This window comes from Micromonospora sp. M42, assembly GCF_000568915.1.
GTDB lineage: Bacteria > Actinomycetota > Actinomycetes > Mycobacteriales > Micromonosporaceae > Micromonospora > Micromonospora chalcea.
The window spans coordinates 2,192,091-2,208,657 of the sequence record NZ_KK037233.1; the positions used below are offsets into that span (position 1 = coordinate 2,192,091).

At 71.3% G+C, this 16,567-nt stretch carries 12 protein-coding genes; 11 read left to right on the top strand and 1 reads right to left on the bottom strand.

Going from position 1 to position 16,567, the window contains the following annotated elements:
- Positions 1 to 91: 91 nt before the first annotated feature.
- Positions 92 to 1,207, bottom strand: coding sequence for a substrate-binding domain-containing protein (locus tag MCBG_RS09910; protein WP_043325211.1), 1,116 nt, complete (start codon positions 1,205 to 1,207; stop codon positions 92 to 94).
- A 343-nt stretch (positions 1,208 to 1,550) separates the two neighbouring features.
- Between MCBG_RS09910 and MCBG_RS09915 the strand changes: the two genes are divergently transcribed.
- The 11 genes from MCBG_RS09915 to MCBG_RS09965 all read left to right on the top strand — a co-directional run.
- The gene (locus MCBG_RS09915; RefSeq protein WP_043330408.1) at positions 1,551 to 2,738 is read left to right on the top strand and encodes an ROK family transcriptional regulator; all 1,188 of its coding nucleotides are present in this window, start codon (positions 1,551 to 1,553) and stop codon (positions 2,736 to 2,738) included.
- A 353-nt stretch (positions 2,739 to 3,091) separates the two neighbouring features.
- Positions 3,092 to 4,408, top strand: a complete 1,317-nt coding sequence (locus MCBG_RS09920) for a CE1 family esterase (RefSeq protein ID WP_043325212.1) — start codon at positions 3,092 to 3,094, stop codon at positions 4,406 to 4,408.
- Positions 4,409 to 4,737: 329 nt separating this feature from the next.
- Positions 4,738 to 6,213, top strand: a complete 1,476-nt coding sequence (locus tag MCBG_RS09925; RefSeq protein ID WP_043325214.1) for an arabinofuranosidase catalytic domain-containing protein — start codon at positions 4,738 to 4,740, stop codon at positions 6,211 to 6,213.
- Positions 6,214 to 6,263: 50 nt separating this feature from the next.
- Positions 6,264 to 8,672, top strand: coding sequence for a ricin-type beta-trefoil lectin domain protein (locus MCBG_RS09930; protein WP_043325216.1), 2,409 nt, complete (start codon positions 6,264 to 6,266; stop codon positions 8,670 to 8,672).
- A gap of 124 nt (positions 8,673 to 8,796) precedes the next feature.
- Positions 8,797 to 10,536, top strand: coding sequence for a family 43 glycosylhydrolase (locus MCBG_RS09935; RefSeq protein ID WP_223201431.1), 1,740 nt, complete (start codon positions 8,797 to 8,799; stop codon positions 10,534 to 10,536).
- A gap of 11 nt (positions 10,537 to 10,547) precedes the next feature.
- Positions 10,548 to 11,672 carry an RICIN domain-containing protein gene (locus MCBG_RS09940; protein ID WP_043325219.1) on the top strand — a complete coding sequence of 375 codons (1,125 nt, stop codon included), beginning with the start codon at positions 10,548 to 10,550 and terminating at the stop codon, positions 11,670 to 11,672.
- Positions 11,673 to 11,776: 104 nt separating this feature from the next.
- Entirely contained in the window at positions 11,777 to 12,193 is a 417-nt protein-coding gene (locus MCBG_RS09945) for a PPOX class F420-dependent oxidoreductase (RefSeq protein WP_030499597.1), read from the top strand.
- 43 nt (positions 12,194 to 12,236) lie between these two features.
- Positions 12,237 to 12,827, top strand: a complete 591-nt coding sequence (locus tag MCBG_RS09950) for a DinB family protein (RefSeq protein WP_043325221.1) — start codon at positions 12,237 to 12,239, stop codon at positions 12,825 to 12,827.
- 87 nt (positions 12,828 to 12,914) lie between these two features.
- On the top strand, positions 12,915 to 14,726 hold the full coding sequence (locus MCBG_RS09955) for a hypothetical protein (RefSeq protein WP_043325222.1): 1,812 nt from the start codon (positions 12,915 to 12,917) through the stop codon (positions 14,724 to 14,726).
- A 55-nt stretch (positions 14,727 to 14,781) separates the two neighbouring features.
- Positions 14,782 to 15,858 carry a glycosyltransferase family 2 protein gene (locus MCBG_RS09960; RefSeq protein ID WP_223201151.1) on the top strand — a complete coding sequence of 359 codons (1,077 nt, stop codon included), beginning with the start codon at positions 14,782 to 14,784 and terminating at the stop codon, positions 15,856 to 15,858.
- A gap of 114 nt (positions 15,859 to 15,972) precedes the next feature.
- The coding region (locus tag MCBG_RS09965; protein ID WP_198033285.1) for an SPFH domain-containing protein at positions 15,973 to 16,567 on the top strand (595 nt) is incomplete at its 3' end.

A 16,567-nucleotide genomic window follows, 5' to 3' on the forward strand; every position in this document is an offset into this window, starting at 1 on the left:
TCGCGGTGCTCGCGGACCCGGCGGTGGGCCGGACCGCGCCCGGCGAGGTCCGGGGCCCGTTCGGCCGGGCCCCGGACCTCGCCGCCCGGCGTCAGTTGCCGAGCACCTCGGCCGGGGGCTCCTGGCCGTAGTCGTCGCGCCAGGCGTCGGCGATGTTGTCCTTGGTCGCGGCCATCGGCGATCCGACGACCAGCTCCGGGGCCTTCTTGCCGAGCAGGCCGTACGCGGCGACGACGCCCAGGTTCTGGCCGAGCCGGGTCGAGCCGTTGGCGACGATGCCGGCGACGTTGCCGCCCTTGACCATGTCGGCGGCGAGGTTCGCCTCCAGGTCGTTCGTGACGATCTTGACGTCGGTGCGGCCCTGCTGCCGGGTCGCGGCGAGCACGCCCTCGGCGGCGGTGGCCCAGGCGACGTAGACGCCCTTGAGGTCGGCGTGACGGGTCAGCATCGCGGTGGCGATGTCCTCGGTGCGCGCCGGGTCGGAGAACCCGGCCTCCTCGACGATCTCGATGTCCGGGTAGAGGTAGCCCAGCCAGTCCTTGAACGCCTTGTCCCGCTGGTTGGTGAACCAGAAGTCGGCGTCGTGGTAGACGTAGCCGACCTTGCCCTTGCCGCCGAGCGCCTTGCCGAGCATCTCCGCGTTGGCCTTGCCGAACGCGGTCAGGTCGGCGGTGACGATGCCGACGATCTGCTGCCCGGACTTGTAGTCCTTCGGCGGGGTGGTCATCACGACGAGCTTGACGCCGGCGTCCACGGCGGGCTTGAAGGCGGCGGCCGCAGCGGTCGGGTCGACGGCGATGGTGACGATCAGGTCGGGCTTGAGCGCCAGCACGGTCTGCACGTTGTTGGCCTGCCGGGCGGCGTCGAACTCGGCGCTGGTGCTGGCGAGCACCTTGATGCCGAGCTGGTCGAACTCCTTGCGGACGCCGGACTCGACGGCCTTGGTCAGCGCGGAGCCCTCGTGCCAGACGAAGGCGGCGGAGTAGTTGCCGTCCTTGACCTTCTGCCGCTCCTCGTCGGTCAGCGAGAGCTGGTCGGCGGCGGTCGGCGTCTCGCCGCCGGGGCCGACGAACGACAGGCTGGGTTCGGTACGCGGGCCGCTCGACGCGCCGCCGCTCCCGGAGGTCTCGTTCGAGCAGGCGCCGACCATGAGCGCCAGGGCGCAGAGCGCGCCGAGGGCGGCGCCACGTCTACGGCTGAGAATCATTGCTCTTCCCTTCACAGCAACGGGGTCCGGAACCGGGATTCCGGACTGACACGGGGGTCCGATGCGACCGGCACGGCGCGTACGGGGGCACGCGCCGCCTCCCTGGGGCCGGCGACCTCTATTTCCGTTCAGGGTGAAAGTATTATCGCGGTCATCACAGTCCGTCAAGAGCGCTGGTCAGAGATTCGACCCACTCGGTTCAACCGTCACCACCGGCCTCACCTCGGAATTCAGTGGGATCCGTCGCCCGGGTGCGGGCCGGAAGACGACATGGTCCGGGTGGTTGCTCATCCAGCGGCACGGCTTTAACATTCGGGCGGAAAGAAAATCGGCGGAGGTGGGCGTGGAATCTCGAGCACCACGGGCGGCGAACCGGTCCACAGTGCTGGCCCACGTGCTGACCCACGGCCCGGTGAGCCGCACGGCCATCGGCCACGAGACCGACCTCTCCCCCGCCACCGTGTCGCGGATCGTGGAACAGCTGCTCGACGAGGGGCTGCTGACCGAGACCGACGGCGCACCCACCACCAACCGGGGCCGCCGGGCGACCCAGGTCGCGATCGCCGCCGGACGCGGCGTGGTCTGCGGCGTCGACGTCGGCGGCTCCAACGTCCGGCTGGTGGTCGCCGATCTCGCCGCCCGGCCGCTGACCGGCCGGACCGTGCCCACACCCGCCGACTACGACGCGCCCCGGCTGGCCCAGTGGCTGGCCGACCTGATCATGCGGTCCGTCGGCGCCGACCGGGAGCGGCTCGACTGCGTAGCGGTGGGCCTGCCCGGCGCCGTCCGGCAGGGAGACCGCGCCGTCTCCAACGCCCCGAACCTGCCCCAGGTGGAGGACCCGCTGTTCCTGCGGCTGCTGGAGAAGCACCTGGGCGCCGCGGTCGAGGTCGACAACGACTCCAACTACGCGCTGCTCGGGGAGCTGCGCTTCGGCGCCGCCCGGGACGCGCAGACAGCGGTGATGCTCACCATCGGGGCCGGACTCGGCGCCGGCGTCGCCATCGACCGCCGGCTGTTCCGGGGCCGCAGCGGCCTGGTGGGCGAGTTCGGCCACCTGCCGGCCGGCCCGCTCGGCGCGCCGCTCGAACGGATCATCAGCGGGTCCGGCATCCTCGCCCGCGCCCGCGAACTCGGCCTGTCGTTCGACAACGCGGCCGACGTGTTCCGCTCGGCCGACCCGCGACTGGCGCCGGTCAAGCAGTACGTCGAGCAGGCGCTGCTGGTGGTCCTCACCGCGGCGGTGGTCGCCTACGAACCGGAGGTGATCGTCCTCGGCGGCGGCGTCTCCCACGCGCTCACACCCGACCTGGTCCGGCTACGCGGCCGGCTGCACGAGATCGTGCCGGCCGCCGAGGCGGCAGTGCACGGCGCGGAACTCGGTGACCTCTCCGGCGCGCTGGGCGCCGTGGTCGCGGCGCTGCACACCGCGTACCGGCGGCTCGGGCTCGCCGAGGCGGACCTCGCCCGCGTTCCCCAGCCGGACGCCCTCGCCGGCTGCGACCTGCCGGCCCTGGCCGACCACGCCTGAGCAGGCGGCAGCGCCCCCGCCGGGCGCTGCTGTGAGCGTTCACCCGGCGGCCGGCCCGCTCCTTCTCCGGAACCGACCGGTTGAACATGTTATCGATAACCTGCTATGTTCCGGCACGGGAGCGAAGGGCACGCTCCCCGTCACCCCCGCAATCGGCACGGCGCACGAGGGTCCCCTCGCCGTCCGGCCGATCGGTGACCAGTCCGGGCCGCTCCGCCGATGCACGCCGACGCAGGCGGCCACCGGACGACTTCGGCCCAGCCGCACGCACGGCTCCGCGCCCTCTTCGCAGGCGACGTCGGCATCGACGGACGGCCCGGCCTGCACCACCACCCAGGGCAAGGAGTCCAGCAATGGCGAAACGAACATCCCTTCTCTCCTCCGTCGCCGCCGCGGCCGTGCTCCTCGCGGCGGCGGCCGGCGGCGCGCTCAGCGCCGACCTCGGCGAGACGGCGCAGGCGTCGACAAACGGCACGCTCGCGGCGACCGCCGGCTGCGGCAAGGCGCCGACGCTGTCCAGCGGAACGCGCACCATCTCCAGCGGCGGGCAGAACCGCAGCTACATCCTGCGCATCCCGGACGGGTACGACCGCAACCACCCGTACCGGCTGATCTTCGGGTTCCACTGGCTGAACGGCTCGGCCAACAACGTCGCCTCGGCCGGCTACTACGGCCTGCTGCCGCTGTCGAACAACAGCACGATCTTCGTCGCGCCGCAGGGCATCGACAACGGCTGGGCCAACACCAACGGCCGGGACCTGACGCTGTTCGACGACATCTCCCGGCAGATCGAGAACGACCTCTGCGTCGACACGTCCCAGCGGTTCGCGCTCGGCTGGAGCTACGGCGGGGCGATGAGCTACGCGGTGGCCTGCGCCCGGCCCAACGTCGTCCGCGCGGTCACCGTCATCTCCGGCGCGAACCTGAGCGGCTGCAACGGCGGCACCCAGCCGGTCGCCTACTTCGGCATCCACGGCATCTACGACAGCGTGCTGAACATCTCCATGGGCCGCTCGCTGCGCGACACGTTCGTCCGGAACAACGGCTGCACCGCGCAGAGTCCGCGCGAGCCGAGCCGGGGCAGCCTCACCCACATCACCACCACGTACTCCGGCTGCCGCGAGGGCTACCCGGTGCAGTGGGCCGCGTTCGACGGCGACCACACCCCCAGCCCGGTCGACGGGTCGTCCAGCCCGAACGACTCCCGGACCTGGACCTCGGGGGAGATCTGGCGGTTCTTCAGCCAGTTCGCGTCCACCACGCCGCCGACCACGGCGCCGCCGACCTCCGTGCCGCCGACCACGCCGCCGGTCACCACCGCACCGCCCACGACGCCGCCGGTCACGACCCCGCCGCCGGGTGAGCCGGGCGCCTGCACCGCGACCTACCGGACCGTGAACACCTGGCCGGGCGGCTTCCAGGCCGAGGTCACCGTGGCCAACAACGGCGCCACCACGCTCAACGGCTGGACCGTACGCCTGACCCTGGCCTCCGGCCAGGCGATCAGCAGCCTCTGGAACGGCGTCAACACGGGCACCTCCGGCTCGGTGTCGGTCCGCAACGCCGACTACAACGGCACGGTCGGCGCGAACGGCTCGACCACGTTCGGGTTCACCGCCACCGGAAACGGGGCCACCGCGCCCAGCGGAGTCAGCTGCACCAGTCCCTGATCTCCGTACCGCCGAACCCCCGCACGGGGAGCCGGGCCGTGGGTGGCACGCCGCCGCCCTCGGCCCGGCACCGCCGGGACAACTGAGGTCCCGCCGGACGCCGGGATGTGCTCTAATTAACTCTGGTCGATGTTCGCGCTAACATTTACGACCCCACAGGCCACCACCACCGACATGTCGGGGCCGCCGCCACACCACTGTTAGCGCTTACACCGACGGCCATCCACAACTCGCGAGGCACCGTGCCGGACGGTCGGGTGCTCGCGCGTATCCGAGGAGCCGTCATGGTGATCCCCCGTCCCCGGTCCGTCCGATCCGGACCACCGCGTATGACCATCTCCGCCCTGGTGCTCGTCCTGGCCGTCGCCGGCGCCGCCGTGGCCGCGCAGACCCGAAGCGCCGTGGCCGCCCCCGGGCCCGGCTCCATCGTGGGCGTGCAGTCCGGCCGCTGCGTCGACGTCCCCAACGGCAGCACCACGAACGGCACCCAGGTCCAGCTGTACGACTGCACCGGCGGCACGCCGCAGAGCTGGACGTACACGTCGGCGAAGCAGCTCACGGTGTACGGCAACAAATGCCTGGACGCCAACGGCCAGGGCACCAGCCCGGGCACGACGGTGATCATCTGGGACTGCAACGGCCAGGCCAACCAGCAGTGGAACATCACCTCGGCCGGCACCGTCACCGGTCAGCAGTCCGGGCTGTGCCTGGACGCGACGAACGCGGGCACCGCCAACGGCACCAGGATCATCCTGTGGACCTGCAACGGACAGGCAAACCAGCGGTGGAACGTCTCGACCACACCGTCGTCACCGCCGCCCACCTCGACGCCGCCGCCCGGCGGCCGGCCGTGCGACATCTACGCCGCGGGCGGCACCCCGTGCGTCGCGGCGCACAGCACCACCCGGGCGCTGTTCTCGGCGTACGGCGGCAACCTCTACCAGGTCCGCCGCTCCTCGGACAACGCCACCCGCAACATCGGGCTGGTGAGCGCGGGCGGCTACGCCGACGCCGCTGCGCAGGACGCGTTCTGCTCCGGTACGAGCTGCGTGATCACCGCCGTGTTCGACCAGTCGGGACGCGGTAACGACCTGTGGTACCAGGGCTCCGCGCAGGTCCCCGGCTCCACCTCCAGCCGGCCCGCGAACGCGACGAGCGAGTCGCTGACGGTCGGCGGCGCCCGGGCGTATTCCCTCTACATCAACCCTGGGAACAGCTACTGGCGGGACGGCCACCTGACCGGCGTCCCCACCGGCTCCGCCCCCGAGGGCATGTACATGGTGACCAGCGGCACCCACGTCAACAGCGGCTGCTGCTTCGACTACGGCAACAGCGAGACCACCCGCAGCGCCGACGCGGCGGGGGCGATGGACGCGATCAACTTCAGCACCAGTTGCTGGTTCGGCGGCTGCTCCGGCAGCGGCCCCTGGGTGCAGGCCGACCTGGAGTGGGGTCTCTACCCGGGCGGCAGCCAGTCCTGGAACCCGAACCAGCGGGCGTTCACCAACCGGTTCGTCACCGCCACCCTGAAGAACAACGGCACCTCGCGGTTCGCCATCAAGGGCAGCAACGCCCAGTCCGGCGGCCTCTACACGCTCTACGACGGGTCGCTGCCGGCCGGTTACAGCCCGATGCGTAAGCAGGGCGCGATCATCCTGGGCAGCGGCGGCGACTGCTGCAAGCCCGGCGGCGGCGCGAACCTCAGCGCCGGCACCTTCTACGAGGGCGCCATGGTCGCGGGCTATCCGTCCGACGCGACCGAGAACGCCGTCCAGGCCGACATCGTCGCCGCCGGCTACCGCTGACCGGCGAGCCACTCGGCGACCACACTCCGCATCTCCCGAAAGGACTCGTCATGTCCGAGCCGAGATGGATACGCCGACTGCTGGCGGCGTTCGCCGTCACCGTCCTGGCCGCCGCCGGCGGCCTGATCCTCACCGCCGGCCCCGCACAGGCCGCCACCTCGATCACCGTCAACGGCGCCTCCGGCGGCCAGACGTTCGACGGGGTCGGCGCGGTCAGCGGCGGCGGCGGCAACAGCCGGCTGCTGATCGACTATCCGGAGCCGCAGCGCGGGCAGATCCTGGACTACCTGTTCAAGCCCGGATACGGCGCCGCGCTGCAGATCCTCAAGGTCGAGATGGGCGGCGACACCAACTCCACCAGCGGGTCCGAGCCGAGTCACGAGCACGTCCGGGGCGATCTCAACTGCAACCGCGGCTACCAGTGGTGGATCATGGAGCAGGCAAAGGCCCGCAACCCCGCCATCAAGCTGGCGGCCCTGCCGTGGGGCGCTCCCGGGTGGATCGGCAACGGCAACTTCATGTCCCAGGACATGATCAACTACTTCGTGGACTGGCTGGGCTGCGCGCGGCAGCACAACCTGACCATGGACTACATCACCGCCGCCCAGAACGAGAAGCGGACGGACGCGAACTGGACCATCAGCCTGCGCCAGGCGCTGAACGCCAACGGCTACAGCGGCGTGAAGATCATCTACGGGGACGACTACCCCGGTAGCTGGGGCCCGGCCAACGCCGTCGCCGGCAACGCCACGCTGCGCAACAGCATCGACGTGCTCAGCGGCCACTACCCGTGCGGCTACCTCAGCGCGCAGACCACCTGCACCGTGTCCTCGACAGCCACCTCCACCGGCAAGACGCTGTGGAACAGCGAGGGCGGCTCGCAGGACTACAACGACGGCGCCAAGCCGCTGGCCCGCGGCATCAACCGCGGCTACATCGACGGCCGGATGGTCGCCTACCTCAACTGGGACCTGATCGCCGCCATCACGCCGAACCTGCCCTGGTCCACGGTCGGGCTGATCCTGGCCAACCAGCCCTGGTCCGGCTGGTACTCGGTCGGCAAGAACACCTGGGCGCTGGCCCACACCACCCAGTTCACCGCGCCCGGCTGGCGCTACCTGGACTCGGCCTCGGGCTACCTGGGCGGCAACCGCAACAACGGCAGCTACGTGTCGCTGCGCTCGCCCACCACCGGCGACTACAGCACCGTCATCGAGACCATGGACGCCACCGCGGCCCAGCAGGTCACCATGACCGTCACCGGCGGGCTGTCCACCGGCCAGGCGCACATCTGGGCCACGAACCTGAACTCGACAAACCCGAACGACTTCTTCGTCCGCACCGCGGACGTCACCCCGTCGGGCGGGTCGTTCACGTTCACCGCCCAGCCCGGCCACCTCTACACCGTCACCACCACGACCGGGCAGGGCAAGGGCACCGCCACCAGCCCGGCGCAGGGCTCGCTGGGCCTGCCGTACCGCGACGACTTCGACAGCTACGCCAGCAGGCGGTTCCCAAAGTACCTCCAGGACATGCAGGGCGCGTTCGAGATCGTCGGCTGCGGCGGCGGCCGGTCCGGCATGTGCCTGCGCCAGATGTCCGCGCAGGCGCCCATCACCTGGAAGACCCTCGCCGACCCGGCGACCTACGGCGGGAACCTGAGCTGGGGCAACTACACGGTCTCCGCCGACGTCCTGCTCGAACAGTCCGGCTACGCCCAGATCCAGGGCCGCGTCGGCAGCACCAACCTGGACCCGATCGGCCGCTACAACGCCTACTTCCTGCGGGTCACCGACGCCGGCGCGTGGTCCATCCTGCGCAACAACACCGCCGGGCAGCTCACCACGCTGCGCAGCGGGAACGTCGCGGCGCTCGGCACCAACCGCTGGCACAGCCTCGCGCTGGGCTTCGCCGGCACCACCATCACCGCCACCATCGACGGCGCCACGGTCGGCACGGCCACCGACTCCACCTTCGGCTCCGGCCAGGTCGGCTTCGGCACCAGCCAGGGCGAGACCGCGCAGTTCGACAACCTGTCGGTGGTCGCCGGCCCGGGCGGCAACCCCGGCGGTACGAGCGGCGCGTGGCTCAACCCCAACTCCAGCCGCTGCCTCGACGTGCCGAACCAGTCCCAGACCAACGGCACCCAGGTGACGTTGTGGGAGTGCAACGGCGGGACCAACCAGCAGTGGACGGCGACGTCGAGCCGGCAACTCCAGGTGTACGGGAGCAAGTGCCTGGACGCCGAGGGGCAGGGCACCTCGTCCGGCACCCGGGTGATCATCTGGGACTGCAACGGCGGCGCCAACCAGCAGTGGAACGTCAACACCGACGGCACGATCACCGGCGTCCAGTCCGGACTGTGCCTGAGCCCGAACGGCGGCGGGACCGGCAACGGCACCTCGATCGTCCTGTCCGCCTGCACCGGCGCGAACAGCCAGAAGTGGAGCCGGGCGTGACGGCCCGAACCTCGCCGACCACACCATCCGCCGCGGCGCGGCCTACCCCGGGAGATGACCTGTGACGTCAACGCTATGGAGAACCGACCGCCGGACCAGACGATGGCTCGCTCTGGCGGTGACCCTGCTCGCCCTGCTCGGGCTGGCCCCGGCCATCGCCGGCGGACTGAACCCGACCGCCGCCCGGGCGGACAACCCGATCGTGCAGACCATCTACACGGCCGACCCGGCCCCGCTCGTGTACAACAACCGGGTCTACCTCTACACCGGCCACGACGAGGACAACTCGACCTGGTTCACCATGAAGGAGTGGCGGGTCTACTCGTCCGACGACATGGTCAACTGGACCGACCACGGATCGCCGCTCAGCCTCGCCACGTTCAGCTGGGCCAAGCAGGACGCGTGGGCCGGCCAGGCGGTCCACCGCAACGGCAAGTTCTACTGGTACGTGCCGATGGTCGTGCGGGCCACCGGCCAGATGGGCATCGGGGTGGCGGTGGCGGACAGCCCCACCGGGCCGTTCCGGGACGCCATCGGGCGCCCGCTGGTGAGCAACGGTGAGATCGACCCGACCGTGTTCATCGACGACGACGGCCAGGCGTACCTGTACTGGGGCAACCCCCGCCTGTGGTACGTCAAGCTGAACGCGGACATGATCTCGTACTCGGGCAGCCCGACCCAGATCCCGCTGACCGCGGCGGGTTTCGGCGCACGGACCGGTGACGCGAACCGGCCGACCCTCTACGAGGAGGGTCCGTGGGTGTACAAGCGCAACGGCCTCTACTACATGGTCTTCGCGGCCAAGTGCTGCTCGGAGTTCATCGCCTACTCCACCGCGCCCGGGCCGCTGGGGCCGTGGACGTACCGCGGCACCGTCATGCCCACCCAGGGCAGCAGCTTCACCAACCACCCCGGCATCACCGACTACAAGGGCGGCTCGTACTTCTTCTACCACAACGGCGCGCTGCCCGGCGGCGGCGGTTTCACCAGGTCGGTGGCGGTGGAGAAGTTCTCCTACGGCGCTGACGGCTCGATCCCGACGATCAACATGACCACCACCGGCGCGCCGCAGATCGGCACGCTCAACCCGTACATCCGGCAGGAGGCCGAGACGAGCGCCTGGGCGTCCGGCGTGGAGACCGAGCCGGCCAGCGGCGGCGGGATGAACGTCGGCTTCATCGACAACGGCGACTACCTCAAGATCAAGGGCGTCGCCTTCGGGTCCGGCGCGACCTCGTACACCGCCCGGGTGGCCTCCGCGGGCAGCGGCGGCACCATCGAGCTGCGGCTGGACGGCACCAGCGGCCCGGTGGTGGGCACCTGCCGGGTGTCCGGCACCGGCGGCTGGCAGACCTGGGCCGACACGACCTGCGCGGTCAGCGGCGCCACCGGCACCCACGACCTCTACCTGCGGTTCACCGGCGGCAGCGGCTCGCTGTTCAACATCGACCACTGGCGGTTCACCCCCGCCGGGAGCACGCCGCCGCCCACCGACCCGCCGACCACCACGCCGCCGCCGATCGATCCCCCGCCGACCACTGCGCCGCCCACCACGCCGCCGCCGGGCGGTGGCGCCTGCACCGCCACCTACCGCACCACGAACTCCTGGTCGGGCGGCTTCCAGGCCGAGGTGACAGTCACGGCCGGCGCCGCGGCGCTCAACGGGTGGTCGGTGCGGTGGAACCTGGCCGGTGGCCAGAGCATCAGCCAGGTCTGGAGCGGCACGCTGAGCACCAGCGGCTCCACCGCGACCGTCAGCAACGCCGCGTACAACGGCTCCGTGCCCGCGTCCGGCTCCACCACGTTCGGCTTCATCGCCAACGGCTCGCCGACCACCCCGTCCCTGACCTGCACCACCCCGTGAAAGGAGCACACATGCGTACCACTGTGCGGAGATGGCTCACCGCGGGCGCCGCGCTCGCCGTGCTGGCCGCCGGTGTGCTGACGGCGACCGGACCGGCGGCCGCCGAGTCCAACGGCGGCACCCGCGTGATGCCGCTCGGTGACTCCATCACCGAGGGCACCCAGGTGCCGGGCGGCTACCGGATCGGCCTGTGGCAGCGGCTGGCCGGCGGCGGCTACCGGGTCGACCTGGTCGGCTCCCAGTTCAACGGGCCGGGCAACCTCGGCGACCACGACCACGAGGGCCACCCCGGCTGGCGCATCGACCAGATCGACGCCAACATCACCGGCTGGCTGAACGCCTACCAGCCGCGCACCGTGCTGCTGCACATCGGCACCAACGACATCCTGCAGAACTACAACGTCTCCACCGCGCCGAACCGGCTCTCCTCGCTCATCGACCGCATCACCAACACCGCGCCGAACGCGGACGTGTTCGTCGCGCAGATCATCCCGCTCGCCAACTCCGGCCAGGCGGCGGCGGTACGCACGTTCAACGCCGCGCTGCCCGGCATCGTGCAGTCGAAGGTGAACGCCGGCAAGCGCGTCCACCTGGTCGACCAGTACTCGGCGCTGACCACCGCCGACCTGATCGACGGCATCCACCCGACCGCCACCGGCTACGACAAGATGGCGGCGGTCTGGTACCGGGCGTTGCAGTCGGTGTCCGGCAGCATCGGCACCCCGGGCAGCGGCGGCGGCACGTACCAGAACGTGCAGCTCGTCGGCGCCGGCTCCGGCCGGTGCCTGGACGTGCCGAACGGCAGCACCACGAACGGCACCGCGGTGCAGCTGTACGACTGCTGGGGCGGCACCATGCAGCGCTGGACCTACACCTCGGACAAGCAGTTGCAGGTGCTCGGCAACAAGTGCCTCGACGCCAGCGGACGGGGCACCGCGAACGGCACCAGCGTGATCATCTGGGACTGCAACGGCCAGCCCAACCAGCAGTGGAACCTCAACGCCAACGGCACGATCAGCGGCGTCCAGTCCGGGCGCTGCCTGGACGCGGCGGGCTACGGCACCGCCAACGGGACGAGGATCAACCTCTGGGACTGCCACGGCGGCACCAACCAGCAGTGGAGCGCACGCGCCTGACCGGCGTGCGACGGGCTCCCCGGCGGCGTCCGCCGGGGAGCCCGTCCGGGCGGCGCCCGCCGCATGACCAGCGGCGGGCCCGGCGGGTACGTAGAGTGAGAGCCATGTCGAAGCCGCCGCTGCCCGAGCCCGCCGTCGCCATGCTGGGCAAGCCGAATCCCGCCGTCATCGCCACGCTTCGCGACGGCCAGCCGGTGTCCGCGGCCACCTGGTACCTCTGGGAGGACGGCCGCGTCCTGGTGAACATGGACGAGGGCCGCCGCCGGCTGGCACACCTGCGCAGCGATCCCCGGGTCTCCCTGACCGTGCTGGACGAGGGGAACTGGTACACCCACGTCAGCCTGATCGGGCGGGTGGTCGAGCTGCGCGACGACGAGGGCCTGGCGGACATCGACCGGATCTCGCAGCACTACACCGGGCGGCCGTACCCCCGGCGGGACCGCAAGCGGGTCAGCGCGTGGATCGAGATCGAGCGCTGGCACGGGTGGGGCGCGCACAAGGACAACAGCCAGACCGGCTGACGGCGCCCCCACGATGTCCGACCCATGCGGAAGAGTGTCGGGCATGAGTGAGCCGTACGACCCGAAGGCAGCGCTGCACCACTACCTGCGCGCGATCCGGGAGAATCTGATCTGGAAGCTCGACGGGCTGAGCGAACGCGAGGCCCGGCTTCCCCGCACCGCGACCGGCAACAACCTGCTGGGGGTGCTCAAGCACTGCCTGAACGTCGAGGCCGGCTACTTCGGGCCGACGTTCGGCCGCGAGTTCCCCACACCGGCGGAGCTGGTCGCCACCGAGACGTTCGACGCCGACCCGCAGGCCGACTGGTACGCCCGCGAGGACGAGACCAAGGACGGGCTGATCGACCTGTACCGCCGCGTCGCGGCGTTCGCGGACCAGACGATCGACACGCTGCCGCTGGACGCGCCGGGGCGGGTGCCGTGGTGGCTGCCCGGCCGGCAGGACGTGACGCTGCACCAGGTCCTCGTGCACGTCTGCGTCGACCTGGCCCGGCACGCGGGGCACGCCGACATCCTGCGCGAGCAGCACGACGCCGCGATCGGGCTGGGGCAGGAGAACCGGAACGTCCCCGAGGGCTACGACTGGCCGGCGTACGTCGACCGGCTGTCGGCGCTCGCCGACCGGTTCGCGTAGGCGGTTTCCGGTAATGCGGCCGGAAGTTTCAACCACATTTCGGACAGTGGATCGACAGGACCAGCAGCATCGTGAAGCATCTATCCCATGAAGATCCGGCCCGCCGTCGCCCCGCCGACCGCTGAGGACACCGGTCCCGAGCAGCCTCCCGCCGACGGGCCCTCGGACGACCGCCCCTCCGACGAACGGCCTGTGGACGGCAGACGCCGATGGCGGCCGAACCCGGAGTGGACGCTGGCGATCCTGGGCAGCCTGCTGCTGGCGGTGGTGCTGACCTGGCCGACGATGCGGCACCCGGCGACCACCATCCCCGGCGACCTGGGCGACCCCACGTTGCAGGCGTGGCAGGTCGCCTGGTCGGGGCACGCCCTGCTCAACGACCCGGCCAACCTCTGGCACTCGAACACGTTCTTCCCGGAGCGCTACACCTACGCCTACAGCGACACGCTGCTCGGCTACGCGCCGTTCGGGATGGTCGGCTCCGGCTTCGAGGCCGCCGTGATCCGCTACAACGTGCTCTACGTGCTGCTGCACGCGCTGGCGTTCCTCGGGGCGTACGCGCTGGCCCGGCAGCTCGGCGCGAACCGCTGGGGCGGCGCGGTCGCCGGGATCGCGTGGGCGTACGCACCCTGGCGGCTGGCGCACTCCGGCCACCTGAACATCCTGTCCAGCGGCGGGATCGCGCTGGCCCTGGCGATGCTGGCCCGGGGTCACGGCTGGTCGCTGCGCCACGGCTACCGGCCGGAGCGCCGCCGTCCCGGCTGGGCGGTGGCCGGGTGGCTCGTCGCCGCCTGGCAGGTCACGCTCGGCTTCGGCATCGGGCTGCCGCTCGTCTACTTCCTGCTGGCCGCCGTGCTGGTGGCGGCCGGCTGCTACGGCTGGTCCTGGTGGCGCAAGCGGGAGCGTCCGCCGTTCGGCCGCCGGCTGCTGATCGCGGACCTGGCCGGCGGCGCCGTGTTCGGCGCCGTGACGCTGCTGCTCGGCCTGGTCTACCTGCGCGTCGTCGACCTCAACCCGCAGGCCGTCCGCTCGCTGGACTGGACCAAGATGTTCTCCCCTCCGCTGATCGGGTTCATCACCGCGCCCGGCGACTCGTGGCTGTGGGGGGAACGGCACGCCGCCGCCCGGGAACAGCTGACCTGGCCGCCGGAGATGGCGCTGCTGCCCGGGATGACGCTGATCGGGCTGGCCGCGGCGGGGCTGTTCGTCTCGTCGTTCCCGGTGCGGCACCGGGTCGCGCTGGGGCTCGGCGTGCTCGGCACCGTGCTGCTCGGCCTGGGCGCCACCCTCGGCGGGGACGGCGACCCCGGCTATCTGACGCTGTCCACGCTCCTGCCCGGCTGGGACGCGCTGCGCACGCCGGGCCGGATGATGCACTGGACCAGCCTGCTGCTGGCGGTGCTGGCCGCCGGGCTGGTCACGGCGCTCGCCGAGTCCTGGCACCGGCCCTCGGCCCACCGCTGGTCCCGGGCCGTGGCGCCGCTGGTCCTGCTGGTGCCGCTCGCGCTGGTGACGCTGGAGGGCGTCAACCGCACGCCGCACCCGGTCGTGCCGACGCCGCCGGCCGCGATGCGTACCGCGCCGGAGCCGATGCTGGTGCTGCCCGCCGGCGGGATCGGCGACCTGAACTACATGCTCTGGTCCACCGACGGGTTCCCCCGGATCACCAACGGGCTCGGCGGTTTCGAGCCGGTCACCCAGGCGCAGACCCGGGTCGCCGTGGCGACGTTCCCCGACGCGGGCAGCGTGGCGTACCTGCGCGGGATCGGCGTCCGGTCGGTCGTCGCGGTGCCGAGCCGCGCGGCGGGCACGCCGTGGGAGGGCATCGAGAACCGGCCCGTCGACGGATTGGGCATCACCCGGGAGGACCTCGATGGCACGCTCGTCTACCGGCTCTGACGCCGCCGGCGCCGGAGGCCCGCGCCCGGGCGCCGGGCCGGGCGGGACGACGCCGATGCGGCTGTCGGTGGTGGTGCCCTGCTTCAACGAGGAAGAGTCGGTGGAGCGGCTGCACGAGATGCTCAGCACCGCGCTCGCCGAGCTGCCCGACGTGGACGTCGAGGTGGTGTACGTCGACGACGGCAGCGAGGACGGCACGCTCGCGGCGCTGCGCCGGCTCGCCGCCGCCGACCCGACGGTCTGCTACACGTCGCTGAGCCGCAACTTCGGCAAGGAGGCGGCCATGCTCGCCGGGCTGCACCGGGCCACCGGCGACGCGGTCGTCATCATGGACGCCGACCTGCAGCATCCGCCGCGCCTGCTGCCCGAGATGGTCGCGCTCTACCGCCAGGGCTTCGACCAGGTGATCGCCCGCCGCGACCGGCGCGGCGACCGGTTCATCCGGATGGTCGCCTCACGCTCGTTCTACCGCCTGGTCAACTGGTGGATAGACGTCCGCCTGCTGGACGGCGCGGGTGACTTCCGCCTGCTGTCCCGGCTCGCGGTGAACGCGATCCTGGCGATGCCCGAGTACAACCGCTTCTCCAAGGGCCTGTTCTCGTGGATCGGCTTCCGCACCGTGGTGGTGGCGCACCGCAACGAGAGCAGGCAGGCGGGGCGGAGCCGGTGGACGTTCGGCAAGCTGTTCAACTACGCGTTCGACGGTCTGCTGTCGTTCAACAACCGGCCGCTGCGCCTGGCGATCTACGGCGGGCTCTTCCTCACGCTCATCGCGGTGGGCTACATGGCGTGGGTGGTCGCCGACGCCGTGGAGAAGGGCATCGACGTGCCCGGTTACACCACCATCATCGTCAGCGTGATCGGCCTCGGCGGGATTCAGATGATGATCCTGGGCGTGATCGGCGAGTACATCGGCCGGATCTACTACGAGACCAAACGCCGGCCGCACTATCTGGTGCAGGAGACCGAACGGCCGGTCCCGGAGACCGGCGGCCCGCCCCGGCTGCCGAACCAGCGCGCCGCGTGGTCCACCGACCGGGGTCCACGTGCGGCGCCGGCTTGGGAGGATCCGTCCCGAGATGCCTCCCGGCGTCACGGGGGCGGGGAATCGATGAGCGGCGACACCGGCTGAACGACGGCGATCGGTAGGTGCCGATCAGCGCACCATTGTTCTCTTTTCGCAGGTGGCGGGGGGTTGCTATCGTCGCCCGCGACGCCGGAGAACGGCGCCGAGGAAAGGGTTGCGATGGGGCTGATGGACAAGCTCCGGGGCGAGCTCATCGACATCGTCGAGTGGCTGGACGACAGCCGGGACACGATCGTCTGGCGGTTCCCCCGGTATCAGAACGAGATCAAGATGGGCGCCAAGCTGGTCGTCCGGGAGTCCCAGACGGCGGTGTTCGTCAACGAGGGGAAGATCGCCGACGTCTTCCCGCCGGGAACGTACACGCTGGAGACCCGCAACCTGCCGATCCTGTCCACCCTGAAGGGCTGGAAGTACGGCTTCAACTCGCCGTTCAAGGCCGAGGTGTACTTCGTCAACACCCGGCAGTTCACGGACATGAAGTGGGGCACCCAGAACCCGGTAATCCTGCGCGACGCCGAGTTCGGCGTGGTCCGGGTGCGGGCGTTCGGCGCCTTCGCGGCGCGGGTGGTCGACCCGGCGCAGCTGCTGCGTGAGCTGGTCGGCACCGACCCGCAGTTCCGCACCGAGGAGGTGCAGGAGTACCTGCGGCAGCTGATCGTGGGCCGGCTCGGCGGCGCGCTCGCCACGGCCGGCGTGCCGCTGCTGGACCTCGCCGCGCACCAGGACGCGATCGGCCGGCGGCTGGCCGCCGTGC

Coding starts and splice junctions, on each gene's coding strand:
- MCBG_RS09940 (WP_043325219.1), top strand. CDS start 10,548: ATGCGTACCACTGTGCGGAGATGGCTCACCGCGGGCGCCGCGCTCGCC.
- MCBG_RS09920 (WP_043325212.1), top strand. CDS start 3,092: ATGGCGAAACGAACATCCCTTCTCTCCTCCGTCGCCGCCGCGGCCGTG.
- MCBG_RS09960 (WP_223201151.1), top strand. CDS start 14,782: ATGCGGCTGTCGGTGGTGGTGCCCTGCTTCAACGAGGAAGAGTCGGTG.
- MCBG_RS09955 (WP_043325222.1), top strand. CDS start 12,915: ATGAAGATCCGGCCCGCCGTCGCCCCGCCGACCGCTGAGGACACCGGT.
- MCBG_RS09910 (WP_043325211.1), bottom strand. CDS start 1,207: ATGATTCTCAGCCGTAGACGTGGCGCCGCCCTCGGCGCGCTCTGCGCC.
- MCBG_RS09950 (WP_043325221.1), top strand. CDS start 12,237: ATGAGTGAGCCGTACGACCCGAAGGCAGCGCTGCACCACTACCTGCGC.
- MCBG_RS09945 (WP_030499597.1), top strand. CDS start 11,777: ATGTCGAAGCCGCCGCTGCCCGAGCCCGCCGTCGCCATGCTGGGCAAG.
- MCBG_RS09930 (WP_043325216.1), top strand. CDS start 6,264: ATGTCCGAGCCGAGATGGATACGCCGACTGCTGGCGGCGTTCGCCGTC.
- MCBG_RS09925 (WP_043325214.1), top strand. CDS start 4,738: ATGACCATCTCCGCCCTGGTGCTCGTCCTGGCCGTCGCCGGCGCCGCC.